Consider the following 23,244-nt stretch of genomic DNA (forward strand, 5'->3'; position numbering starts at 1 on the left):
AGGGGGGCACGTGGTTCGCCGCGCGCATGACATCCGGAACGCAGTGCCGGTCCGCCGGGCGGCCGCCACCGTCGGTCGCGGGCTGATCCTTGCCTGCGTCGCGGCCGGCTGGTTCGCCGCGGCCGGAGCGGCAGAGGCGGAGCCGGCCGCCACCTGGCAGCGCCTGGAACTGCTGATCCTGAAGCGCCAGGACCAGGACCCGGTGATCGCCGCGGCCTGGTCCGACGTCATTGCCGCGCAGACCGCCGATGTCCTGGCTACGCCCGGCCTGGCTCTGCCGCCGGACGGCATGCCGCAGCTCCAGCTCCTGGCGCAGCGGATCGAGATCGGCGGGCGCCGGCATGTCATCACGATCGCCGCCAGCCGCTGCGCGCAGCAGGACGAGGACGAACCGGAATTCAGCCTGTGCGAGGCGCGGCTGATCGATGTCGCGACGGCCAGGGTCGTCGGCCGGGGCCGGGGCTGCTATGTCGATCCGCCCTACGATCGCACGCCCGCTGAGAACCGCGACGATCGCACCGAGGTCGCGGCGGACGAGCGCGGCGGCGGGGTGGGGCTGCGCACCTTCATCGCCGGCGAGCTGCACACCCCCTGCGCGATCATGATCAGGCGCGAGCCGGACTAGCCAAGGCCCGCCGATCTTGCGCCTGCCATGGCCTTCTCGAGCGCGCGGTCAATGCGCGGATCCGCGCTCTGCGCCACGTTGAAGCGCAGGAACCGTCCGGCATTGCCGGCCAGGCTGAAGGCATTGCCGGGTGCCAGCACGATGTCGTCGGCAAGGCAGGCCCGGGCCATCTCGCTCGCATCGATGCCCTCGGGCAGCTCGCACCAGAGCAGCATGCCCGCCGCGGGCTTCAGCCACGGCTTGATGCCGAGCGCGCCGAGCCGCTCGATCGTCTCGTCCATGGCCCGGGCGAGGCGGGCGCGCAGCGCCTCCATGTGCCGGCGGTAGCTGCCGTCGGTGAGCAGGCCTAGCACGAGCTCGGCCGCGAGCCGGCCGCCGCCGAAGCTGGTGGCGATCTTCAGATCGGCCAGCCCGTCGATCCAGTCGCGGCGGGCGGCGACGAAGCCGCAGCGCATCGAGGCCGAGAGCGTCTTGGAGAAGCTGCCGATCTGGATGACGCGGTCGAGCCCGTCGAAGGCAGCGAGGCGCGGGGCAGGCACATGCTCGAAATCGGCGAAGATGTCGTCTTCGACGATGGTGAGCCCGGCCTCGTCGGCAAGCTTCAGGATGCGGTGGGCGGTGACCGCCGAGAGCACCGCGCCGGTCGGGTTGTGCAGGCCGGAATTGGTGATGTAGAGCCGCGGGCGGTGTTCGGCGAGCGCCGCGCCGAAGGCGGCGATGTCGGGGCCGGTCGGCGTATAGGGTACCCCGACGATCTCGGCGCGATGCGCGCGCAGCAGCGCGTGGAAGTTGAAGTAGCAGGGATCGTCGACGAGCACCTTGTCGCCGGGCTCGATCAGGAAGCGGCAGACGAGATCGATGGCCTGGGTGCCGGACTCGGTCAGCATGATCTGCTCCGGCGGCACGGTGACGCCATGGTCGGCAAGGCGGCGGGCCAGCAGTTGGCGCAGCGGCGGCAGGCCGAGCGGGCCGCCATAGTCGGTGAGAACGGCGGCATCGGCACGGGCGGCGAGGCGCAGCGCCCGCCGGATCGCCTCCTCGGGCATCCAGGAGGCGGGCAGCCAGCCGCAGCCGGGGATCAGCAGGCCCTCGGCATCGAGCGCCTGGCGTGAGATCCAGAGCGGATCGATGGCGCGGTCGAGTTTCGGGCCGATCTCGGCGAGGGACAGCGGCGCCAGAGGCGCGGCGACATAGAAGCCCGAGCCCGGCCGCGCGTGGATCGTGCCGTCGGCGACCAGCCGTTCATAGGCCTCGACGACCGTCGAGGTCGAGACCTGCATCGCCTTGGCGAAGGCGCGGACCGACGGCAGGCGCGAGCCCGGTGTCAGGGTCCGCGCGGCGATCCGGCTCCGGATGGCCGCCATGACCTGGTCGATGCGTGTCGCGCCGGATCGTTCTGTGGCGACGGTCTGATGCATCCGTACTGCACTCGCATCCATAACGGTTCATGTAAATTGTACTGGATTGTGACTGGCGAGGCCAGGGCGAACAGCCGATAGAGCGGCGCTCACGACAAGGAGCTGTCACGTGACCAAGACGGCAAGCGGCTGGATGAACGGGTTCCTGGGGGTGGTGATCTTTTCGGGATCGCTGCCGGCGACGCGCGTCGCGGTCGCCGATTTCGATCCGGTCTTCCTCACCGTGGCGCGCGCGGCGATCGCCGGCCTGCTGGCGGTCGTGCTGCTCGCCGCCTTCCGGGAAAAGCGTCCGGCGCGGCAGGATCTCGTTCCGCTCGCGGTCGTCTCGCTCGGCGTGGTGGTCGGCTTCCCGCTCCTGACTGCGCTCGCGCTGAAACATGTCACCGCCGCCCATTCCATCGTCTTCGTCGGATTGCTGCCGCTGGCGACGGCCATATTCGGCGTCGTTCGCGGCGGCGAGCGGCCGCGGCTCGCCTTCTGGATCTTCTCGCTCATCGGCAGCGCCCTGGTCGTCGGCTTCGCGTTCAGTCAGGGCATCACGCGGGCGCCCTTGGGCGATCTCCTGATGCTCGGCGCAATCATCGTCTGCGGGCTCGGCTATGCGGAAGGGGCGGTGCTGTCGCGCCGGCTCGGCGGCTGGCAGGTCATTTCCTGGGCGCTGGTCCTGTCACTGCCGCTCATGGTCTTGCTCACCGCCGTGACCTGGCCGGCCGGCTTCGGCGGCATCGGCGAGCCGGCCTGGATCGGCCTTGCCTATGTCTCGCTGTTCAGCATGCTGATCGGTTTCATCTTCTGGTACCGCGGCCTTGCCCAGGGCGGCATCGCGGCCGTCGGCCAGCTGCAACTGCTGCAGCCGTTCTTCGGCCTGGCGCTGGCGGCGACCCTGCTCCACGAGAGCGTCAGCCCGGTCATGCTGGCGGTGACGGTGGCGGTGGTCGCCTGCGTCGCCGGCGCCAAAAAGTTCGCCTGAGCTTGCGCGGACTGGCGCTTTCCGGCCGTTTCGAGCAAAAAATCGGCCGCAGGGCAATGCTGCGGAGAAAAGGCTCCTCATTGCGGAGCGAACATGGTTGAAGGGGATACCGCTCACCGACCGGTCCATCCCCCGCCATGCCCGTTCTCTCCCGCGCCGTCACGGGAATCCTGCTCAAAGTCCTTTCGACCATGGCATTCACCTGCATGTCGACACTGGTCCGTGTGGCGGGCAAGGAAGTGCCGGTCGGCCAGGTGGTGTTCTGCCGGTCGTTCTTCGCGCTGCTGCCGCTGTTCATCATGCTGGCCTGGCGCGACGAGATCATGGACGCCTTCCGCGTCACCAGCGTCTCCTCGCACATCAAGCGCGGCGTGATCGGCGCGACCGGCATGTTTGCCGGCTTCGTCGGCCTGACCCTGCTGCCGCTCGCCGATTCCACCGCCATCAGCTACGCCGCGCCGCTCATGGTGGTGCCGCTCGCCGCGCTCATCCTCGGCGAGAAGGTGCGGGTCTATCGCTGGTCGGCGGTCGCCATCGGCTTCGTCGGCGTCGTTGTCATCCTCTGGCCGCATCTCGACGTGCACGCCATCCGCGCCATGTCCGACGGCCAGTCGGTCGGCGCCATGTTCGCGCTCACCGGTGCGGTCTGCGCGGCCTTCGCCACCATCCAGGTGCGCAAGCTCGTCTCCACCGAGACGACGGCCGCGATCGTCTTCACCTTCATGATGCTGTGCACCGTGCTCGCCCTGTTCACCTGGCCGCTCGCCTATCTGGTGCCCGGCATGGGACGGTGGATCGTGCCGGGTTTCTGGCAGGCGGTGGTGCTGCTCGCGGTCGGCGTGTTCGGCGGGCTCGGCCAGATCCTCCTGACCATGAGCTATCGTCACGCGGACACTTCGCTGATCGCGCCGTTCGAATATTTCTCGATGATCTGGGCGATCATCATCGGCTATCTCGTCTTCCACGACCTGCCGAGCGCCTATGTGCTGGCCGGCGGCACCATCGTCGTCGCCTCCGGCATTTTCGTCATCTGGCGCGAGCACCGCCTCGGCCTCGAGCGCGCGCGCCAGCGCAAGGTCTCGACCCCGCAGGGCTGAGCCGGGACGCCTCGGGCGCCGGCACCTCCTGGCGCCGCTACAGCACCACGACCCGCGCGCCCGCGGAGATCCGGTCGTAGAGGTCGATGACGTCGTGGTTCATCATGCGGATGCAGCCCGAGGACACCGCATCGCCGATGGTCCACGGTTCGTTGGTGCCGTGGATGCGGAACAGCGTGTCGCGGCCGTTGCGGTAGAGGTAGAGCGCGCGGGCGCCGAGCGGGTTGTTTTCGCCGCCGGCCATGCCGCCGGCCCAGCGGGCATAGCGCGCGGGCTCGCGCCGGATCATGTCGGGCGTCGGCGCCCAGCGCGGCCATTGCGCGCGGCGGTCGATGGTCGCCGAGCCGGAGAAGGCGAGCCCTTCCTTGCCGACGCCGACACCATAGCGCAGCGCCTTGCCGCCTTCCTGGACGAGGTAGAGGAAGCGGTTGCGCGGATCGATCACGATGGTGCCGGGCGGCTGGCGTGTCGGATAGTCGACGAGCTGGCGGACATATTGGGGTTTCAGATCTTCGAGCGACACGGCCGGCACGCGGAAGCGCTCCGTCTCGATCGCGGCATAGCGCCGGGCCGTTTCGGGGTCGACGGCCGGGCGGGCCACCGCCGTCGGGCTCGGCGATGATCCGGTCGTGGTGCAGGCGGCCGTGCCGGCCGCAATCAGGACAAGGGTGGCGAGGAGGCGGGCCCGGCCAAGGATGCGGGACCGGCTGAAAATGCGGGGCTGCATGTCGAGCTGTATTTCGGTTCGTTGGGGGAGGGTCGGAAGGATCGGTCAGTTGCCGGCCTGGCGCCGGCGCGCCTCGCTGACGGCACGGCGGAAGCCGGCCTCGTCCAGCGCCATGGTGCGCAGCGGGCCGATGAGAAAGGTTGGCGTGCCGCGCAGGCCAAGCGCCTCGGCCTGGGCCATGTTGCGGCGGAGCAGCGCGATGATCGCCGGGCTGTGGGCGTCGAGGTCGGCCTGCAGCCGCGCCATGTCGATGCCGGTGGCCCGCACCGCCGCCAGCATGCGCTCCTGCGAGGCGCCCCGGTCTGGAATGCCCATCAGAGCCATGTGCGCGGTCTCGTAGCGGCCCTGCCGGTGGGCCCCGAGCGCGAGCTGCGCACCAAAGACCGAGCTTTCGGCAAGGATCGGCCAGTCCTTGTAGACGAGGCGGATGCGGCCGTCGGTCTTGACGGTGCGGTCGAGCGGCCCTGCGGACGACTTGCAATAGGGGCAGTTGTAGTCGGTGAAGGCGACGATGGTCAGGTCGCCCTGCGGATTGCCGACGGTCGGAGCTTCGGGATCGGCGAGGAGCGCGCGCCTGTCGACGGCCTCGGCCCGGGCCGCCGAGGCCGACAGGGGAAGGGCGGCCGAGGCCGCAAGCTGCATCAGGGATCGCCGGTTCATGGCTGCGTCATCCGTTCATGTGGAGGGGAAATCGGGCGGGCACGCTCTCAGCCGCCCGCGCCGGCGGCCTGGTCGAGGCGTCGGGCGAAGTCCTGTGCCTGGATGGCGCCGACGATGGCCGGGCCAGCGGCGACGCCTGCGGCATCGAGCAGGATCAGCGTCGGCGGGCCGACCACGTCGAAGCGGCGCATCAGCGCGCGGCTCCGGGCGTCGTAGGCGGTCACATCGGCCTTGATCACGGCGAGGCGCGCGAGGCGCGCCGCGACCGCCGGCTCGGCCATGATCCGCTCGTTGGACCTGCAGACTGTGCACCAGTCCGCCGTGAAGCTGACGAGCACCGGTCGGGACTGTCTGCGCGCCTCGGCCAGCGCGGCGTCGAAACCCGCTGGCGCGGTGACAACGACCGGCGTGGCGGCGATGGTGGCAGGCGGCGCGCCGCTGCGCGCGAGCATGACGAGCGGGCGCAGCGGGTCGGTGGCGCCGGCGGCGAAGCCGAGGATCAGGGCTGCGCCGTAAAGCACGGCGGCGAGGCCGGCGGCCTTGCCAAGGCGCGGCAGCACGCCCGCATCACGGACCAGCCGGTCGAAGGCTCCGAGAAAGACCCCGGCCGCCAGCGCGGCGAGGCCATAGAGGCCGAGCGTCTCGGTCGGCGGCAGGAGGCGGGTGACCAGCGTCAGGGCGATGCCGAGGAAGACGATGCCGAAGCCCTGCCTGACGCGGACGAGCCAGGCGCCCGATTTCGGCAGGAAACGGCCGCCGAGCGTGCCGAAGACGACAAGCGGCAGGCCCATGCCGAGGCCGAGCATGAACAGCGCGGCAGCGCCGCGCAGCGCATCGCCCGTCTGCGCCACATAGAGCAGGGCGGCGGCGAGCGGCGGCGTCGCGCAGGGGCCGACGATCAGGGCCGAGCCGAAGCCGAGGCCTGCGGCGCCGGCGATCGTGCCCCGGCGGCGGCCGGTTCCCGCCGGCTGAAGCCGGGTCGGCAGGCCAAGCTCGAACAGGCCGAACATGGACAGGGCGAGCAGGACGAAGACGGCCGCCGTCAGGCCGAGGGCGAACGGGGTCTGCAGTGCGGCCTGCAGGTTCCGGCCGGACCACGCGGCGGCCAGTCCGACGAGCGCGTAGGACCCGGCAATGGCGAGCACATAGGTCGATGAGAGCACCAGGCCGCGCCCTGCCGACAGGGTTTCTCCGGCGCGCGCGAGCATGCCCGACAGGATCGGGACCATCGGGAAGATGCACGGTGTGAGCGCCAGCAGCAGGCCGAAGCCGAAAAAGGCCACGAGCATGGGCAGCAACCGGCCGGCGAGGAGGGCCGGCGAGGCCTCGTTCGCGACGGGAGCCAAAACCTCCGCTCCGCCCGCAGCGGCAGCCGGCGGCGCGGCGGCGACACTGCCGCCGGCCGCGAGTGCGTCGAGGTCCAGCGCGACGTCGGTCTGGGCGAGGGTTGCGAGGTCGAGCGCGCGCGTCACCGGCGGGTAGCAGATGCCCTGTTCGGCGCAGCCCTGCCAGGTCAGCCGCAGGACGCCGGCCGCGGGCAGCGGCGCTGCGATGCGCGCCGCGACGGTGTCGTGATAGACCTCGACCAGGCCGAAATTCGGATCATCCTTCGCCTCGCCCGGAGGTGTTTCGACGGCGACGCCGCGGCCGTCGCGGCTGGCGGCGAACTTGTCGCGGTAGAGATAGTTGCCGGCCTGGATCGTCCAGGTGAGGGCGAGTCCGCCATCGGCCGTCCGGCTGACCGCGAGCCGGAAGATCTGGTCTGCGGGCGCCGGCGCGGCTGCGGCCGGCGCTGCGAAAAGGAGCAGGGCCGCGCACATGAGGAGACGGGCGAGGATCTGGCGACGCTGGAGAAATGCCGGCATGGCGGCCCTTTGGCTGATGAGAGCGCCGGCCTGTCCGAAAACCACCTTAAGTCAGCCTTAAGGCGGGTGGGCGAGGGCAGAACAAAAGGTGTTGAAGCGACAGCCATGCGCATTCTGGTGATCGAGGACGATCCTGTGCTCGCCGACGGCCTGAAGGTCGGCCTCGGCCTCGGCGGCGCGACGGTCGACGTGGTCGAAACCTGCGCCGATGCCCGTGCCGCGCTCGCCGCGGCGCGGTTCGAGGCGGTGGTGCTGGACCTGATGCTGCCCGACGGATCGGGGCTCGACGTGCTCGCCGCCATGCGGCGCGGCGGCGATCGCACGCCGGTCGTGCTGCTGACCGCCCTCGACGAGGTCGCCGACCGGATCCGTGGCCTCGATGCCGGCGCCGACGACTATGTCGGCAAGCCCTTCGATCTCGACGAGCTCGCCGCTCGGGTGCGCGCCGCGGCGCGCCGGGGGGCTGGCCGGGCCGAGCCGGTCATGCGCGCGGCCGGCATCGCGCTCGATCCGGCGACGCTTTCGGTCAGCGTCGCCGGCCGGCCGGTGGCGCTGTCGCGGCGGGAATTCGCGGTGCTCGCCGCCCTGATGGAGCGGCCGGGCACCGTGCGCTCGCGCGCCGAGATCGAAGACCGCCTCTATGGCTGGCAGGAGGACGTGGAGAGCAATGCGGTGGAGGTCCATGTGCACCACCTGCGCGCCAAGATCGGGCGCGGCGCCATCGAGACGGTGCGCGGCATCGGCTATCGCATGAGGACCGCCCCATGACCTCGCTGCGCGGCCGCCTGTTCGTCATCCTGGTGCTGGCGACCGGCGCCATCTGGCTCTGCGCCACCGCCTGGATCCTGGTCTGCAGCCGCGCCGAGCTGACGCGCGTCCTCGACGCGCGGCTGCAGGAAGCCGCCCGGATGATCCATTCGCTGGTCGCCAACGGCAATATGACGGTCGCCCACGCGGCCGCCGCCGCGGTGGCGGCCGATGCCGGAGCTGAGCCGGCGCTCTATACGCGCCAGCTCTCCTGCCAGATCTGGTCGTTCGACGGCCGTCTCGTCGGCCGTTCCGTCGGCGCGCCGGACAGCCAGCTGAGCGACCAGGCCGCCGGCTTCTCCGACCGGCAGGTGGATGGCGAGACCTGGCGTGTCTATGCCGTCGAGGATCCGGCCAAGGGATTCCGGGTGATGGTCGGCGACCGCATCAGCCTGCGCCAGAAACTGGTCAACGACCTTCTCTTCGGCCTGCTTGCGCCAGGACTCGTCGTCATTCCGGCGCTCGGCGCGCTGATCTGGCTCAGCCTCGGCCGCGGTCTCAGGCCGCTGGCCGTCATGGCCGGCGAGCTGGCGGCGCGCCGGGCCGACGACGTCCGCCCGATCGAGACGGCGCGGACGCCGGCCGAGGTGCGGCCGCTGGCGGTTGCGCTCAACGGCCTGATGGCCAAGGTGGAGGCGGCGTGGCGCCACGAGCGCGACGTCACCGCCTTCGCCGCCCACGAGCTGCGCACGCCGCTCGCCGGCCTGAAGACCCAGGCGCAGATCGCCCGGGCGGCCAGCGATCCCGCGATCCGCGCGGGCGCGCTCGGGCAGATCGTCGTGTCCGTGGACCGCATGACCGCGCTCGTCCGGCAATTGCTGGCGCTCGCCAGGCTGGAAGCCGGTGGGCCGGGGCTTGCCGTCGGCCGCGTCACCATCGGGGAGGTGCTGCGCGAGATCGACGAGCACGGCGCACTCCCGGCGCGGACGGTGCACGTGGTGATCGATCCCGCGCTCGACCGGATGGTGCTCACCACCGAGCGGGAGAGCCTGTCGCTCGCCCTGCGCAACCTGCACGAAAATGCCCTGCATCACACGCCTGGCGGCGGCACGGTGACCTGGACGATGGTCCCGGGCGCGGCGGGCATCGTCGTGCGCGACGAGGGGCAGGGCATTCCGGACGAGGATCTCGGCCTCGTCCGGCGACGCTTCTATCGCGGCCGGCACAGCCCGGCCGCCGGCACCGGCCTCGGCCTCACCATCGTCGAGACGGCGGCGCGGCGCCTCGGCGCGCGTCTCGAATTGCGCAACCGCACGGACCGCCCCGGGCTGGAGGCCGCGCTGCTCTGGCCGCCGGGCGGCCCGGGTCCATCCGCCGGTTAGCCTTTGGCCGAGATCATCGACGGCGCCGGCCCCGTGACATGTTTGGGGGGCGGGCCGCCGCGTGTCGCGCGCCCGTCCGGTTTCAGCCGAGCAACTGCCCGCCATCGGCGGCGATGGTCTGGCCGGTGACCCAGCTCGCATAGGGCGAGGCGAGGAACATCACGACATGGGCCATTTCTTCGGGGCTGCCCATGCGGCCGAAGGGGATGGCGGCGAGCGTGCGCTGATAGAGCGCGGGGTCGGCGGTCTTGCGCTGCTCCCAGAGACCGCCCGGAAACTCGATCGAGCCGGGCGCGACGCAGTTGACGCGGATGCCCTTTCTGGCGAGGGCTGCGGCCTGCGAGGTCGTGTAGTGGATGACCGCGGCCTTGACCGCGGCATAGGCGGCGGTGCGCAGCGACGGGCGGAAGCCGGAGATCGAGGCGATGTTGACGATCGAAGAGCCCTTGGACGCGGCGAGGAACGGCTCGGCGGCATGGCTCGCCCGGACGACGGCCATCACGTCGACCTTGAGGCCCGCGTCCCAGCCGGCTTCCGTATCGCCCTGGCCGAAGCCGGACGCGTTGTTGACGAGAATGTCGATGCCGCCGAGCGCCTCGGCCGCAGCCGGCACATAGGCCGCGATCGCCTCGGCGCTGGCGAGATCGCAGGGCGCGGCGTGAACCTTGCCGCCGAAGCGGCCGAGCTCGGCCGACGTCGCGGCAAGGCCCGCCGCATTGCGCGCGCAGATCGACACATCCGCCCCGGCCTCCGCAAAGCCGAGCGCGATCGATCGGCCGATGCCGCGGCTGCCGCCGGCGACCACGACGCGTTTGCCTTTGAAATCGAATGCCATGGGATGCTCCTGGTCGAACGGGCCGGCGGCCCTCCGTCGAAAGGCAGAGACTAGCGGCGAGTGCCCGTGCCGCAAGGCGTCGAGGTGAGCCCATGAGGCAGGGCTGCCACGCAGGTTCCTGTTGCCAGCGCGCCCGCATGGCGGTTGAATGCGGCCAAGAAACATTCGCACGGGTATGTCGCGCCGATGGCCGCGTTGCCCGGGATCGAGGGAGGACGGAGATGGAACTGAAGTTCACCGACGAGGAGCTGGCCTTCCGCAAGGAAGTGCGGGCCTTCATCGACAAGAACCTGCCGAAGGCGCTGCGCGACCGGCTGGCCGCCGGCCATCACGCCACCCGCGACGACATCGTGTTCTGGCAGAAGACGCTGAACGCCCATGGCTGGGGTGTGCCGCACTGGCCGGTCGAATTCGGCGGCACCGGCTGGAGCGCCGTGAAGCAGTACATCTTCCAGGAAGAGATGATGATGGCGCCCTCGCCGCCGCCGCTCGCCTTCGGCATCACCATGGTCGGGCCGGTCATCGCCACCTTCGGCAACGCCGCCCAGAAGGCGCATTACCTGCCGCGCATCGCCAATCTCGACGACTGGTGGTGCCAGGGCTTCTCCGAGCCCGGCGCCGGATCGGATCTCGCCTCGCTGAAGACGCGCGCGGTGAAGAACGGCGATCACTACATCGTCAACGGCCAGAAGACCTGGACGACGCTCGGCCAGTATGCCGACTGGATCTTCTGCCTGGTCCGCACCGATCCGACGGTGAAGCAGCAGCTCGGCATCTCCTTCCTGCTGATCGACATGAAGACGCCGGGCATCACGGTGAAGCCGATCCAGACGATCGACGGCGGCCACGAGGTCAACGAGGTGTTCTTCGACGACGTCAAGGTGCCCGTCGAGAACCTGGTCGGCGAAGAGAACAAGGGCTGGGACTATGCCAAGTTCCTGCTCGGCAACGAGCGCACCGGCATCGCCCGCATCGGCATTTCCAAGCAGCGCATCCGGCGTATCAAGGAGCTCGCCGCGATCGAGCAGCGCGGCGGCCGGCCGCTGATCGAGGACCAGCGCTTCCGCGAAAAGGTGGCGGCGGTGGAGATCGAGCTGAAGGCCCTTGAAATCACCCAGCTCAGGGTGATCGCGGCCGAGGCCAGGCGCGCCAAGGGCAAGCCCGATCCGGCATCCTCCGTGCTCAAGATCAAGGGATCGGAGCTCCAGCAGGCGACCACCGAGCTGCTGATGGAGGTGATCGGCCCGCATGCCGCGCCCTATGCGCCGGAGGACGATCACGGCTCGAACGAGCCGCCGATCGGGCCGGAATGGGCGGAGACCATCGCGCCGACCTATTTCAACACCCGCAAGGTGTCGATCTATGGCGGGTCGAACGAGATCCAGAAAAACATCATCGCCAAGGCCGTCCTCGGGCTCTGACGACGCGCGGGGCGGATGCTGCGCAGGCCGCGCCGTTCGCCCCGATGACCTCCATTGCGCCCTGTGACGGGCCGAACAGGATCTCAACGACGATGGATTTCGATCTGACCGAAGAACAGCGCCTCCTGAAGGACTCGATCGACGGCTTCCTGGCCGACGCCTACGACTTCGAGAAGCGCAAGACCTACGCCGCCCAGCCGGGTGGCTACTCCCGGGACGTCTGGGCCAAGTTTGCCGAACTCGGCCTCACCGGCCTGCCGTTCGACGAGGCTGACGGCGGCTTCGGCGGCGGCGCCGTGGAGACCATGCTGGTGATGGAATCGCTCGGCCGCTCTCTGGTGCTGGAGCCCTATCTCGCTACCGTCGTGCTCGGCGGCGGCGTGCTGCGCCATGCCGCTTCGGCCGAGCAGAAGGCCGCGCACATTCCCGGCATCGTCGAGGGCTCGCGGACCTTCGCCCTCGGCACGACCGAGCGGCATTCGCGCTACGACCTCTTCGACGTCTCGACGACGGCGAAAAAGGACGGCTCCTCCTATGTTCTCGACGGCGAGAAGGCCGTGGTCGTGAACGGCGGAACGGCCGACATGCTCGTCGTCACCGCCCGCACCGGCGGCAGCCGCCGCGACCGGGGCGGTATCGGCCTGTTCCTGGTGCCGGGCGATGCCCCCGGCCTCACCCGCCGCGACACCGCGACCCAGGACGGCACGCATGCCGCCGAGGTCACACTGAGCGGCGTGCGGGTCGGGCCGGAAGGCATTCTCGGCGATCCCGAAGGGGGCCTCGCCGTGGTCGAGCGGGTGGCGGACGAGGCCATCGCCGCGCTCAGCGCCGAGGCGGTCGGCGCGATGGACGAACTGCAGGCCATGACGGTCGACTACCTGAAGACCCGCAAGCAGTTCGGCGTCAATATCGGCGCCTTCCAGTCGTTGCAGCACCGCGCGGCGGAAATGTTCGTGGCGCTGGAGCAGGCGCGGTCCATGGCCATGCTCGCGGCGATGACGGCGTCCGAGCCGGACGAGGCCGAGAGGCGCGCCATGGCCTCGGCCGCCAAGGTGCAGATCGGCCGGTCGGCCAAGATCATCGGCCAGGGCGCGATCCAGCTCCATGGCGGCATCGGCATGACCATGGAGTACAAGGCCGGCCACTATTTCAAGCGGCTGACCATGATCGACGCGCTGTTCGGCGATGTCGACCATCACCTCGCCAAGGTGGCCGAGTTCGGTCAGCTGGTCGCGGCCTGATCGATCGTCCGCGATATCGGCTGGTATCGACCCGTCGCCGCATCGCAGCGTTTGCGCCGCGGTGCCGCGTCAGGGACGGTATTCGTAGCGCGGTTCCTCGTTCTCGCCGCTGACGAGCTCGCAGGCGCTGCGGCGCCGGCCGTCGCGCTCGGCGGCCTGCTGGCATTCGTCGAGCCGTTCCATGCGGCGGTATTCCCGGTCGAGCGCCAGCCTCTGCTTGCGCCAGCGCTCGGTGATGGCGGGCCAGTCGGCCTGCGGAAAGGTGCAGAGCTGGATGGCCGGCTGCGCGGCGCATGCGATCCGGGGCTGGAGCGCCGACCGATCCCGGGCAATGACCGCCAGGACACGCGCATCGCGCTCGTCGGTGTCTGGACCGGGGATCCGGATCGTCCTGTCGCCCGAAGTCTGCTGGCCGGCAAAGCCGACGCTCAGCTCGTGGTCGCCGGCAACCTCGAGGATCTGGACACCGGGCGGCGCCGGCGCACGGGCGTCCGGGTGTGGCCGGAGCCGATAGGTGTAGCGCGTGCCTTCGGGAAACAGGAACTGGACATTGGCGTAGCGGCTTTCCACCGCGAGCGTCAGCCGCGCCTCGCCGGCCGGAGGCGACCCAAGATCCGCCGGCGGCGGCAGGCCTGGCGCGGTCGCGGTGACGGCGGCCCGCCATTGCTCAGGCGGCACCGGAACCGGGTTGACCACGATGACGCCGCCACGGGCGATGAGATCACCCTTGACATAGATCGTGAGGTCCATCCGTTCCGGGCCCGCCGCGCGGACATGCGGCGTCGCGGCGAGCAGGGCGCCGAGGGCGACCGCAAGCAGGCCGGCCGAGAGAGCGGCACGTGGCGACATGGGGCATCTCCAGCGGCCGCCGGCGGTATCCTGCTGCGTTTACGAACCGGTACCCACTTTGCTCGCAAACGCGATCGGCGGACTCGACGGACTGGTGCGATGCCGATCCGGCAGAAAGATGACCATCGGCCGCGTCAATGGCCCCAGGTCAGCGCGAGCGGCTTGAGCTCGCCGGCGAGCTCCAGGAGGCCGGCCCTGGTCGCCGGATGCAGCGCGTCGAGCGGATGGCGGACATGGTCCGAGCGGATCACCTTGCCGGCCTGCATGACGGTCTTGGCGGCGCGCAGGCCGCATTGGCGGTTCTCGTAGTTGATCAGCGGCAGGATGCGCTGGTAGTGCGCCGCCGCATCCGTACGCCGGCCGGCGGCGTGGTGGGCGACGACCGGCTTGATCAGGTCCGGCAGCAGCGCGCTCGACATGGTGCCGGTGGCGCCCGCGTCGAGATCGGCCATCAGCGTGATCGATTCCTCGCCGTCCCAGGGGCCGACAATCGCCGCGCCGCCGTCCTCGATCAGGCCGCGCAGCTTGGCTGCGGTGCCCGGCACCTCGATCTTGAAATAGGAGACGCTCGGCACGGCGCGGGCGAGGCGAAGGAGCGCCGGCACGCCCAGCGCGACGCCCGACAGCGGCGCGTCCTGCAGCATGATCGGCAGCGGTCCAGCTTCGGCGACGCGCGCGAAATGCTCGACCAGCCGCGTTTCGTCGGCGCGCAGCGTTGCCCCGTGATAGGGCGGCATCAGCATGAGCATGGCGGCGCCGGCCTTGGCCGCCCGGGCCGCGCGCTCGGCGGCGATGCGTGTGGAGAAATGGCTGACCGTGACGATGACCGGTACCCGGCCCGCGACATGGTCGAGGCAAAGCCCGGTCAGCTCGTCGCGTTCGGCATCGGTCAGCACGAACTGCTCGGAATAGTTGGCGAGCACGCAGAGGCCGTCGACGCCCTGGTCGATCATGCAGTCGAGGACGCGCCGCATGCCCTCGCGGTCGAGATCGCCATTGTCGAGGAACGGCGTCGGGGCGACCGGGAAGACGCCCTTGTAGATGGGGAAGGTTGACATCGGTTCGTGCTCCTGGGGCGAGTAGCGCGTGGCGAATGGCGAGCAGGGCAGCGAACGACCGAGGCGGTGGCGGCCAGCGCGGCGCACATTCCCACCCGCCATTCGCTACTCCCTGCTCGTCCATGGTGCGGCCCGCATGGCGCCGGCGAGACGGCCGACGAGCGGCCAGACGAGCAGCAGGATGCCGGCGCTCATCAGGCCGGCGACCAGCGGATTGGACCAGAAGACGCCGAGCGATCCCTTGGACATGATCAGCGACTGGCGGAAGGCATCCTCCGCCTTGTCGCCGATGACCATGGCGAGCACCAGCGGCGCGATCGGATAGTCGAGCTTCTTGAAGACATAGCCGACGGCGCCGAAGGCAAGCACCAGCCAGAGGTCGAAGGGGCGGCTGGCGACCGTATAGGCGCCGACGAAACAGATGACCACGATGGCCGGACCGACGATGGCGAAGGGGATGCGCAGGATGGCCGCGAAGGCCGGCACGGTGGCGAGCACCAGCACGACGGCGACGATGTTGGAGAGATACATGCTGGCGATCAGGCCCCAGACGAAGTCCGGCCGCTCGACGAACAGCATGGGGCCGGGATTGAGCCCCCAGATCATCAGGCCGCCGAGCATGACCGCGGCGGTGGCCGAGCCGGGCACGCCGAGCGCCAGCATGGGCAGCATGGCGCTGGTGCCGGCAGCGTGGTCGGCCGTTTCGGGGGCGATGATGCCCTCCGGCTCGCCGGTGCCGAGCCTGTCGCGGTTCGGCGAGAAGCGGCGGGCGAGGCCATAGCTCATGAACGAGGCGGCCGTCGGCCCGCCGGGCGTGATGCCCATCCAGATGCCGACGAGGCCGGAACGCAGAAGCGCGATCCAGTGCCGCGGCAGGCTGGCCGCCGTGCGCATGACGTCGCGCAGCGAGACACGGGCGCGGATGCCGTCGAGCTTGGTGCCTTCCTCGACAGTGACGATCAGTTCGCCAATGCCAAACAGGCCGATGACCGCGACCAGAAAGCTGACGCCGGCGATCAGCTCGTCGCGGCCGAAGGTGAGGCGCAGACTGCCGGAGACCGAATCCATGCCGATGGCGGCGAGCGCGAAGCCGATGCCGATCGAGACCACGGTCTTGAGCGGCGGAGCGTTGCTGAGGCCGACGAAGCTTGCGAAGGCCAGGAAATAGACCGCGAAGAATTCGGGCGAGGAAAAGCGCATGGCAAAGCGCGCGACTGAGCCCGACAGGGTGGTGATCAGCATGATGCCGAGAAAGGCGCCGAAGCCGGCGGAGAGAAAGGCATAGCTGAGCGCGGCGGTCGCCTCGCCCTTCTTGGCCAGCGGATAGCCGTCGAAGGTCGTCGCCACCGAGGATGGTTCACCGGGAATGTTGAACAGGATCGACGTCGTCGAGCCGCCGAACAGCGCTCCCCAATAGATGCTGGTGAGCAGGATGATCGCCGAGACCGGGTCCATGGTGAAGGTCAGCGGCAGCAGCAGGGAGACGCCGTTCGGCGCGCCGAGGCCGGGCAGGACGCCGACCAGGATGCCGAGCAGCACGCCGGCCACCATCAGCGCCACGTGATAGCTGGTGAAGGCGACCGCGAAACCGTTGAGGAGCGCGTTCAGTCCGTCCATGCCGGTGCGCTCCTCAAAGACCGAGAGCCGCTTCGAGCGGCCCCTTGAGCAGGCTCACCTGGAAGGCCCATTCGAGCACGAGATAGAGAAACAGCGCGAGGCCGAGCGCGATGGCCGCGGCCAGCGGCCAGCGATAGCCGCCTTGCAGCGCCAGCGTGCCGAACATGTAGAGCGCGGTGCCGACATAAAGACCCAGCACCGCCGAGACGGCGACGAAGGCGATGAAGGGCAGCACGAAGCGCAGGACCGCGCCGAGCTGCGCGCGGGTGAGAAAGACCGCGCCGAGCGCCGAACGGCCGATGATCGCCTGCGTCACCGTGACGAGGCTCGCGGCTGCGATCATCAGCCCGATATAGAAGGGGAAGGTGCCGGGCTCCGGGCCGCTCGGCCCCCAGCCCGTGCCGAATTCGGTGGCGCCGGCTGCGATGACCAGGCCGAAGGCCGCCGTCGCGGCGGCGGTTGCGAGTTCGGCATGAAAGCGCGAGATCATGGCTTGGCTCCGGGCAAGGCAGGCGGCCGACAGGGCCGCCGGCCGCGACCATGGTGTCCTTCATGCGCAGTGCGCGGCCCGGCCGTGTGCCGGGGTGCCGCGCGCGGCGGGCGCAAGGCGCCGCCCTACTGGACGACCCAGCCCTGCTGCTGGAAGACGGCGCGGTTCCTGGCCTCGTCCTCGGCGATGAAGGCGCGGAGCTGGTCACCGGCCATATAGGCATTGGTCTGCACCGTGCGGGCAATGTAGTCCTGCCATTCCGGCGTCTCGCTGACCTTCTTCATGAGGTCGGCATAGAAGGCGACCGCGTCGGCGGGCACATTGGCCGGCAGCCAGACCGTGCGCGGCATCTGGAACCGCTCGATGGCAATGCCTTCCTCGCGGCAGGTCGGGATGTCGGCCCAGCCCATATCGGCGGTCACCCGCGGCCCGCTCGCCAGGCGCTGCGCGGAGAAGACGCAGAGCGGCCGCACCTGACCGGCCTTCCACTGACCGATATTTTCGTTCGGATTGTTGGTATTGGCGTCGATATGGCCGCCGGCGAGCTGGTTGGCCGCCGCCCCGCCGCCCTGGAACGGCACGTAGATGAACTTCACGCCGCTCGCCGCCTCGATCATCGAGGTCAGCGTCTGGTCGGTGTCGCGCGACTGGCTGCCGCCCATCTTGATCGTTTCGGGCCGGGCGCGAACGGCGTCGATGAAGGAGCGGGCCGAACGATAATCGGACGCCGCGTTGACCCAGAGGATGAATTCGTCGAGCGCCATGCCGGCGACCGGCGTGAGGTCGGCCTGCCGGTAGGCCAGCCGCGCCACATAGGGCAGGAGGTAGGCGTTGTTGGTGCCGAAGATCAGCTTGTGCGGATCGCTCGCTACGGTACGGGCGTAGATATAGCCCTCCGCGCCGGATCCGCCGCCCTTGTTGACGACCACCACCGGCCGGTCGATCAGCTTGTATTTGGCGATGATCGACTGGACGACGCGGGCGAAATTGTCGGTGCCCCCGCCGGGGGACGAGGTGACGACGAATTCCACGGGGCGCGAGGGCTGCCAGGCGGCGTGAGCCGCGGCCGCCGGGGCGGCGAGACCGAGCATCGCCGCGGCGATCCTCTGGGCCAGTTTGAACATGGGCGCTTCTCCCTGATGAGATTTTCAGTTTCGCGGCGGCCGTTGGCTCGGCCGTCCGCGCAGGCACGTCCGGCCGATCAGGCCGCTGCGGCACTCCGTTTCACGGCGTCCCGCGCCATGCGGATGGCGAGGCTGAGGGCGGCGCGGCTGGCGCCGGGATTGGCGATGCCCTGGCCGGCGATCTCATAGGCCGTGCCATGGGCCGGCGTGCAGATCGGGAAGGGGAAGCCGCCGATCAGCGTCACGCCGCGGTCGAAGCCCATCAGCTTCATCGCGATCTGGCCCTGGTCGTGATACATGGTCAGGACGGCGTCGAAATCGCCGTTGCGGGCGCGCAGGAACACCGTATCCGACGGGAAGGGGCCCTCGGCCGCGAAACCTTCCGTCTTGGCCCTGGCGACGGCCGGTGCGATCACGTCGATCTCCTCGCGGCCGAAATTGCCGCCGTCGCCGGCATGGGGATTGAGGCCGGCGACCGCGATGCGCGGCGTGGCGAAGCCGGCGGCGCGCATGGCCCGGTCGCAGAGCGCGAGCGCCCTGACAATGCGCTCCTCGGTGATGGCAGCCGATACGCCGCTGAGCGGAATGTGCGAGGTAACGCGTGCGTTCCAGAGATTTTCGAGGATGTTGAATTCGCTTGCCGGGCCGTCAAAGCCGATCGCGTCGCGGACGAAGCGGATCTCGTCGTCATAGCCCGGATAGGCGAAGCGCATCGCGGCCTTGTTGAAGGGCGTGAAGAACACTGCATCGGCCTTGCCGGCTGCGGCGTGGCGCAGCGCGTGCCGGAAATTCTCGGTGGCGAAGCGGCCGCCGGCAAGGGTCGCCGTGCGCGGCGTCACCTCGTCGGGGCCGAGATGTCCGAGATCGACGAGCAGCGGGCGACCGACGGCCGGGGCGAACTCGGCATCGACCGCCGCGACGGCGACCGCCGGATCGACCCCGGCAACCTCTGCGCCCGCGTCGAGAATGCGCTTGTCGCCGAACACGATGAAGCGCGCGGCGTTCCTCAGGTCCGGAGCGGCGAGCAGAGCGGCGAGCAATTCGGCGCCGATGCCGGCGGGATCGCCCATGGCGATCGCTATGGTGGGCGGCCCTGCCACGGCCTCGGCTGTCATCGGCGCCTCTTCCTGCGCGTCCTTGAAGGGGACATTGCGCGTTCAGTATTCTGTATGCAATATCCAGTACAGAGAACGAGCGGCGGGTCAAGCCGCCATGGCCGAGGGCCTTCGGGAGGGGCGCGACCCATGCATTTTCACAGCCTCTACAGCTCGATCCGCGCGCCGATCGAAACCTGTGTCATCGGCAGCGGCGGCTTCGGGCAGAGCTTCATGGCCCAGGCCCAGCATGTGCGGCTGATGAATGCGCGCATCGCCGTCGACCGCGACGCGGCGACCGCGGCGCGCGCGCTCGCACTCTCCGGCATCGCGCCCGACCGCATCCGCATCTGCGCGGATGCACGCGCCGCGCGGGCCGCCTGGCACGATGGCTCGTACGTCGCCGCCGACAGCCTCGCCGCGGTCATCGACCTGCCGTTCCAGGTTCTGGTGGAGGCGACGGGGCATCCGGAGGCGGCCGCCGGCCACGCGCTGGCGGCGATCGAGGCGGGCCGGCACGTCGCCCTCGTTTCGAAGGAAACCGACAGCGTCTGTGGCCCCGGCCTCGCGCGGCTTGCCCGTGAGCGCGGCCTGGTGGTGACGCCCGTCGACGGCGACCAGCCGAGCCTGCTGATCGGCCTCGTCACCTGGGCGGAGGTGCTGGGCCTGCCGGTGGTCGCGGCGGGCAAGTCGAGCGAATACGACTTCGTCTTCGATCGCGCCGCAGGCACGCTGACCAGCAACGGCGTGGTCCGGCCACTGGCCGGCCTCGCCGAAGCCTGGAGCCCCGGCAAAGCCGATGCCGATGCCGGTGCGGCCGCGGCCCTGCGTGCGCGGATCGTCGGCTCGGCCTTTCCGCTGAGGGCCGTGCCGGATCTCTGCGAGCTGACCGTGGTCGCCAATGCCACCGGCCTCGTGCCCGACAGGCCCGACCTCCATGCGCCGGTCGCGCGCATTCCCGAGGTTGCGGGCCTCTTCGCGGAAAGCCGCCGGGGCGGACTGGTCGCCGGGTCGGGCCGGCTCGACGTGTTCCATCACCTGCGCGCGCCGGACGAGGCGAGCTTCGCCGGCGGCGTCTTCGTGGTTGTGCGCTGCCAGGACCGGACGAGCTGGGACATGCTGGCCGCCAAGGGCCATGTCGTCAGCGACTCGGGCGAAACCGCCATGCTCTACCTGCCGCGCCATATCCTGGGTCTGGAGGCGGCGACCAGCGTGCTCGATGCGGCCGGTCTCGGCCGCTCCGGCTACGGCGACGACTATCGCCCGCGCATCGATCTCGTCGCGCTCGCCGAGCGCGACCTTGCCGCCGGCACGGTGCTGACCGCCAGCGGCCATCATCACACGATCGAAGGCGTGCGTGCCGAGATGCATCCGGCCGCGCCGCTTGCCGGAGACCAGCCCGCGCCGTTCTACCTCGTCGCCGACCGCCCGCTCGTCCGGCCGGTCCGGGCGGGTGAGCCGATCCGGCTGCGGGATGTCGGCATGGACGAGGCGTCGACGCTGTTCGCCCTGCGTTTGCGGCAGGACGCGCTGTTCGCCTAAATGCACGCCTGAGGCCAGCGACAGCCTCGCGGGGGAGACGGGACCGTTGAACGACAGACCACTCGAGCGCCCGGCATCGCCCGACGAAGCGCGCCTCGGCGAGATCGTCCCGATCGCGCGCCGCACCTTGCATGGCGAGGTGGTCAACCATCTGCGCGACATGATCATCGAGGGGCGCCTCGCGCCGGGCACGCGGATCAACGAGGTGCAGGTCGGGGCGCTGCTCGGCGTGTCGCGCACGCCGTTGCGCGAGGCGATCAAGACGCTGGCGAGCGAAGGCCTCGTCGAGGTCGTGCCGGCCAAGGGCGCGGTGGTGCGCAAGTTCAGCGAGAACGACCTGTTCCAGATCCTGGAAGTGCTGAAGTCGATCGAGCAGCTCGGCGGCCGGCTCGCCTGCGAGCGGGCGAGCGCGGACAAGATCGCCGCCATCGCCGCCATGCACCGGCGCATGCTCGGCTTCTACGAGGCGGGCAACCGCCTCGAATATTTCAAGCTCAACCAGGCGATCCACAGCGCCATCGTCGAGGCTTCCGGCAATGCCGTGCTGGCCGAGACGCACACCATGCTGCAGTCGCGGATCAAGCGCGCCCGCTTCATCGGTCACGGCGAGCCGCAGAAATGGGCGGGCGCGGTGGCCGAGCACGAAGAAATGGTCGTGGCGCTCGGCACGCGCGATGCCGACCGGCTGGCCGCGGTCATCGGCCGGCATCTCGACGCCTCGCTGGCCCGCGTGCGCGACGTGATCTGACGCGCGTCAGCGGTGCCGATGGTCGTGGGCGTGCGGGTGATCGTGCCCGTCATGGGCCTCGCCGAGCGGAATGACCTGCAGCTGGCCGTGCCGGACGCCGCGCTGGGTCACCACCGTGTCGGCGAAGCGCCGGATCGTCCGGGCTCCGCCGCGCAGCACCGCCACCTCCAGGCAGTCCCGGTGGTCGACATGGACGTGCAGGCAGGCCACCGAGAGGTCGTGATGGGCGTGCTGAGCCTCGGTCAGGCGGCGGGCGAGGTCGCGCGTATGATGCTCATAGACATAGGTGAGTGTCGCAATGCTCGGCGTATCGTCCTCCGATGCAATGTCCTCGCGCAGCGCCGCCTCGCGGACCATGTCGCGCAGCGCTTCCGAGCGGCTGGCATAGCCGCGCCTGTCGCTGAACCGGTCGATCGCCGCCAGGAGATCATCGTCGATGCTGATGGTGATACGCTGCACGGGCTGGATCCTATGGTGACGGGGCATGATCCTAGCCGGCTTCGGCAGCCCGAGCTATGGCGTCAAGCGACTGATCATGCAGGCAAAAACACGTATGTCGGCTATTCTCGGTTGAGCCGGGCGACCGGCTGAAACGGGCAGTATGTGGCTCGCCGGGTGAAGCTGTGCCAGCGGCGGGCGCGGAGGCCGGCGCTCCGGCCCGTCTTTCGCTTGAATGTCACATCCCGCAAGGCCTCGAGGTCGTGTCGTCGAAGGCCGCGCGACGGCCCGTCCGGAAGAGGCTTCGCCATGCATGCCCCGCTCATCGAGCATCGCGCCGAGCCGGCCGGCGCGCCGCGGTCGAAGCCGCCTGGCGCGGCCATATGCGCCCGGCAGTCGACGCCAACTCCCCTGCCTTGCCTCCACCAGCAGTTTCGCTGCCGCCCCCGACGTCATCGCGGCCTTTCAAGTCGATGAGCCGAAGCGGCAGCCGAAACCTTTCTGGCGTCCGGGGCCTCGCGGGCCGATGAGCGCGAGGTGAGCGATCGCCTCGACCGTCAGCCCGACGTGAAGGTGCTCGACCCGCGCTGGATCAAGCCGGCTTGATAGTGGCACGATCCTCGGCCGCAGGCGCCGCCATCACAATTCATTGATGCCGCCGCCCGCCCGATTGACGCTTCCCCGCAACCGGCCGCAGACTTTTTGAAAGGGTTCCAGTCTGCTGGGCCAGGGATTGCGCGGCGCCAAGCCCGCCAATCCCCCGCTCCGACAAGCCAAGTCGCGCAACGACCGCGTCGAACGACCGCCGGCCAGAAGGGGAAAGCGTGATGCCGACACTGACGATCAATGGCAGGACCGTCGACGTGACGGTCGAGGACGACACGCCGCTCCTCTGGGTGCTGCGCGAGCAGGTGGGGCTGACCGGCACCAAATATGGCTGCGGCGTCGCCCAGTGCGGCGCCTGCACCGTGCATATCGACGGCCAGCCGGTGCGCTCGTGCTCGATGCCGGTGAGCGCGGTCGGCGCGGACCAGAAGATCGTCACCATCGAAGGGCTGTCGCCCGACAGCTCGCACCCGGTCCAGAAGGCCTGGGCGGCGCTCGACGTGCCGCAATGCGGCTATTGCCAGTCCGGCATGATCATGGCGGCGGCGGCGCTGCTGACGGCGAAGCCGAAACCGACCGATGCCGATATCGACGCGGAGATCACCAATATCTGCCGATGCGGCACCTACAACCGGGTACGCGCGGCCATCCATCTGGCCGCCGACGGCGGCACGCGCCGCGGTTGAGGGG

General features: G+C 69.9%; 21 protein-coding genes and 1 pseudogene. 10 read left to right on the forward strand and 12 right to left on the reverse strand.

What is annotated here, in order from left to right:
* Positions 1–10: 10 nt before the first annotated feature.
* A complete protein-coding gene (locus OZ671_RS13830) occupies positions 11–625 on the forward strand; it encodes a hypothetical protein (protein WP_268861288.1) in 615 nt (204 codons plus the stop codon).
* Here OZ671_RS13830 and OZ671_RS13835 read toward each other — a convergent pair.
* Positions 622–2,043: an aminotransferase-like domain-containing protein gene (locus OZ671_RS13835; protein WP_268861289.1), complete on the reverse strand. Its 1,422-nt coding sequence runs from the start codon at positions 2,041–2,043 to the stop codon at positions 622–624. The two genes, OZ671_RS13830 and OZ671_RS13835, sit on opposite strands and share 4 nt — an antisense overlap.
* A gap of 109 nt (positions 2,044–2,152) precedes the next feature.
* On the opposite strand from OZ671_RS13835, the gene OZ671_RS13840 reads away from it, so the two are divergent.
* Both OZ671_RS13840 and OZ671_RS13845 read left to right on the forward strand, forming a co-directional pair.
* Positions 2,153–3,013: a DMT family transporter gene (locus tag OZ671_RS13840; protein ID WP_268861290.1), complete on the forward strand. Its 861-nt coding sequence runs from the start codon at positions 2,153–2,155 to the stop codon at positions 3,011–3,013.
* A gap of 137 nt (positions 3,014–3,150) precedes the next feature.
* On the forward strand, positions 3,151–4,110 hold the full coding sequence (locus OZ671_RS13845) for a DMT family transporter (RefSeq protein ID WP_268861291.1): 960 nt from the start codon (positions 3,151–3,153) through the stop codon (positions 4,108–4,110).
* A 40-nt stretch (positions 4,111–4,150) separates the two neighbouring features.
* Here OZ671_RS13845 and OZ671_RS13850 read toward each other — a convergent pair.
* The 3 genes and pseudogenes from OZ671_RS13850 to dsbD form a co-directional block, all read right to left on the reverse strand.
* Positions 4,151–4,837: pseudogene (locus tag OZ671_RS13850) on the reverse strand (L,D-transpeptidase); the annotation flags it as partial.
* Between the two features lie 45 nt (positions 4,838–4,882).
* On the reverse strand, positions 4,883–5,497 hold the full coding sequence (locus OZ671_RS13855; protein ID WP_268861293.1) for a DsbA family protein: 615 nt from the start codon (positions 5,495–5,497) through the stop codon (positions 4,883–4,885).
* A 47-nt stretch (positions 5,498–5,544) separates the two neighbouring features.
* The gene (gene dsbD / locus OZ671_RS13860) at positions 5,545–7,362 is read right to left on the reverse strand and encodes a protein-disulfide reductase DsbD (protein ID WP_268861294.1); all 1,818 of its coding nucleotides are present in this window, start codon (positions 7,360–7,362) and stop codon (positions 5,545–5,547) included.
* Positions 7,363–7,467: 105 nt separating this feature from the next.
* On the opposite strand from dsbD, the gene OZ671_RS13865 reads away from it, so the two are divergent.
* Both OZ671_RS13865 and OZ671_RS13870 read left to right on the forward strand, forming a co-directional pair.
* Complete coding sequence (locus tag OZ671_RS13865) at positions 7,468–8,130, forward strand: response regulator (protein ID WP_268861295.1); 663 nt, start codon at positions 7,468–7,470, stop codon at positions 8,128–8,130.
* Positions 8,127–9,491 carry an ATP-binding protein gene (locus OZ671_RS13870; RefSeq protein WP_268861296.1) on the forward strand — a complete coding sequence of 455 codons (1,365 nt, stop codon included), beginning with the start codon at positions 8,127–8,129 and terminating at the stop codon, positions 9,489–9,491. Before OZ671_RS13865 ends, OZ671_RS13870 begins: the two co-directional genes overlap by 4 nt.
* Positions 9,492–9,573: 82 nt before the next feature.
* Here OZ671_RS13870 and OZ671_RS13875 read toward each other — a convergent pair whose 3' ends face one another.
* Complete coding sequence (locus OZ671_RS13875) at positions 9,574–10,326, reverse strand: SDR family NAD(P)-dependent oxidoreductase (RefSeq protein WP_268861297.1); 753 nt, start codon at positions 10,324–10,326, stop codon at positions 9,574–9,576.
* A gap of 221 nt (positions 10,327–10,547) precedes the next feature.
* On the opposite strand from OZ671_RS13875, the gene pimC reads away from it, so the two are divergent.
* Together pimC and OZ671_RS13885 are read left to right on the forward strand one after the other, a co-directional pair.
* Complete coding sequence (gene pimC, locus OZ671_RS13880) at positions 10,548–11,747, forward strand: pimeloyl-CoA dehydrogenase large subunit (protein WP_268861298.1); 1,200 nt, start codon at positions 10,548–10,550, stop codon at positions 11,745–11,747.
* Positions 11,748–11,839: 92 nt separating this feature from the next.
* A complete protein-coding gene (locus tag OZ671_RS13885) occupies positions 11,840–12,988 on the forward strand; it encodes an acyl-CoA dehydrogenase family protein (RefSeq protein ID WP_268861299.1) in 1,149 nt (382 codons plus the stop codon).
* 69 nt (positions 12,989–13,057) lie between these two features.
* On the opposite strand, the gene OZ671_RS13890 is transcribed toward OZ671_RS13885, so the two are convergent.
* The 6 genes from OZ671_RS13890 to OZ671_RS13915 form a co-directional block, all read right to left on the reverse strand.
* The gene (locus tag OZ671_RS13890; RefSeq protein WP_268861300.1) at positions 13,058–13,837 is read right to left on the reverse strand and encodes a hypothetical protein; all 780 of its coding nucleotides are present in this window, start codon (positions 13,835–13,837) and stop codon (positions 13,058–13,060) included.
* Positions 13,838–13,971: 134 nt separating this feature from the next.
* Positions 13,972–14,895, reverse strand: coding sequence for a dihydrodipicolinate synthase family protein (locus tag OZ671_RS13895; RefSeq protein WP_268861301.1), 924 nt, complete (start codon positions 14,893–14,895; stop codon positions 13,972–13,974).
* A 105-nt stretch (positions 14,896–15,000) separates the two neighbouring features.
* On the reverse strand, positions 15,001–16,512 hold the full coding sequence (locus tag OZ671_RS13900) for a tripartite tricarboxylate transporter permease (protein ID WP_268861302.1): 1,512 nt from the start codon (positions 16,510–16,512) through the stop codon (positions 15,001–15,003).
* Positions 16,513–16,525: 13 nt separating this feature from the next.
* Positions 16,526–17,002: a tripartite tricarboxylate transporter TctB family protein gene (locus OZ671_RS13905; RefSeq protein ID WP_268861303.1), complete on the reverse strand. Its 477-nt coding sequence runs from the start codon at positions 17,000–17,002 to the stop codon at positions 16,526–16,528.
* 125 nt (positions 17,003–17,127) lie between these two features.
* Entirely contained in the window at positions 17,128–18,126 is a 999-nt protein-coding gene (locus tag OZ671_RS13910; protein WP_268861304.1) for a tripartite tricarboxylate transporter substrate binding protein, read from the reverse strand.
* A gap of 77 nt (positions 18,127–18,203) precedes the next feature.
* Complete coding sequence (locus OZ671_RS13915) at positions 18,204–19,241, reverse strand: 4-hydroxythreonine-4-phosphate dehydrogenase PdxA (protein WP_268861305.1); 1,038 nt, start codon at positions 19,239–19,241, stop codon at positions 18,204–18,206.
* 129 nt (positions 19,242–19,370) lie between these two features.
* Here OZ671_RS13915 and OZ671_RS13920 point away from each other — a divergent pair, with 129 nt between their 5' ends.
* Complete coding sequence (locus tag OZ671_RS13920) at positions 19,371–20,762, forward strand: flagellar biosynthesis protein FlgA (protein ID WP_268861306.1); 1,392 nt, start codon at positions 19,371–19,373, stop codon at positions 20,760–20,762.
* 46 nt (positions 20,763–20,808) lie between these two features.
* The gene (locus tag OZ671_RS13925) at positions 20,809–21,510 is read left to right on the forward strand and encodes a GntR family transcriptional regulator (protein WP_268861307.1); all 702 of its coding nucleotides are present in this window, start codon (positions 20,809–20,811) and stop codon (positions 21,508–21,510) included.
* Between the two features lie 6 nt (positions 21,511–21,516).
* Here OZ671_RS13925 and nikR read toward each other — a convergent pair whose 3' ends face one another.
* Positions 21,517–21,969, reverse strand: coding sequence for a nickel-responsive transcriptional regulator NikR (gene nikR / locus OZ671_RS13930; protein WP_268861308.1), 453 nt, complete (start codon positions 21,967–21,969; stop codon positions 21,517–21,519).
* An 806-nt stretch (positions 21,970–22,775) separates the two neighbouring features.
* On the opposite strand from nikR, the gene OZ671_RS13935 reads away from it, so the two are divergent.
* Complete coding sequence (locus OZ671_RS13935) at positions 22,776–23,240, forward strand: (2Fe-2S)-binding protein (protein WP_268861309.1); 465 nt, start codon at positions 22,776–22,778, stop codon at positions 23,238–23,240.
* Positions 23,241–23,244 lie beyond the last annotated feature (4 nt).

This window comes from Phreatobacter sp. AB_2022a (assembly GCF_026847585.1).
In the GTDB taxonomy this organism is placed as follows: Bacteria; Pseudomonadota; Alphaproteobacteria; order Rhizobiales; family Phreatobacteraceae; genus Phreatobacter.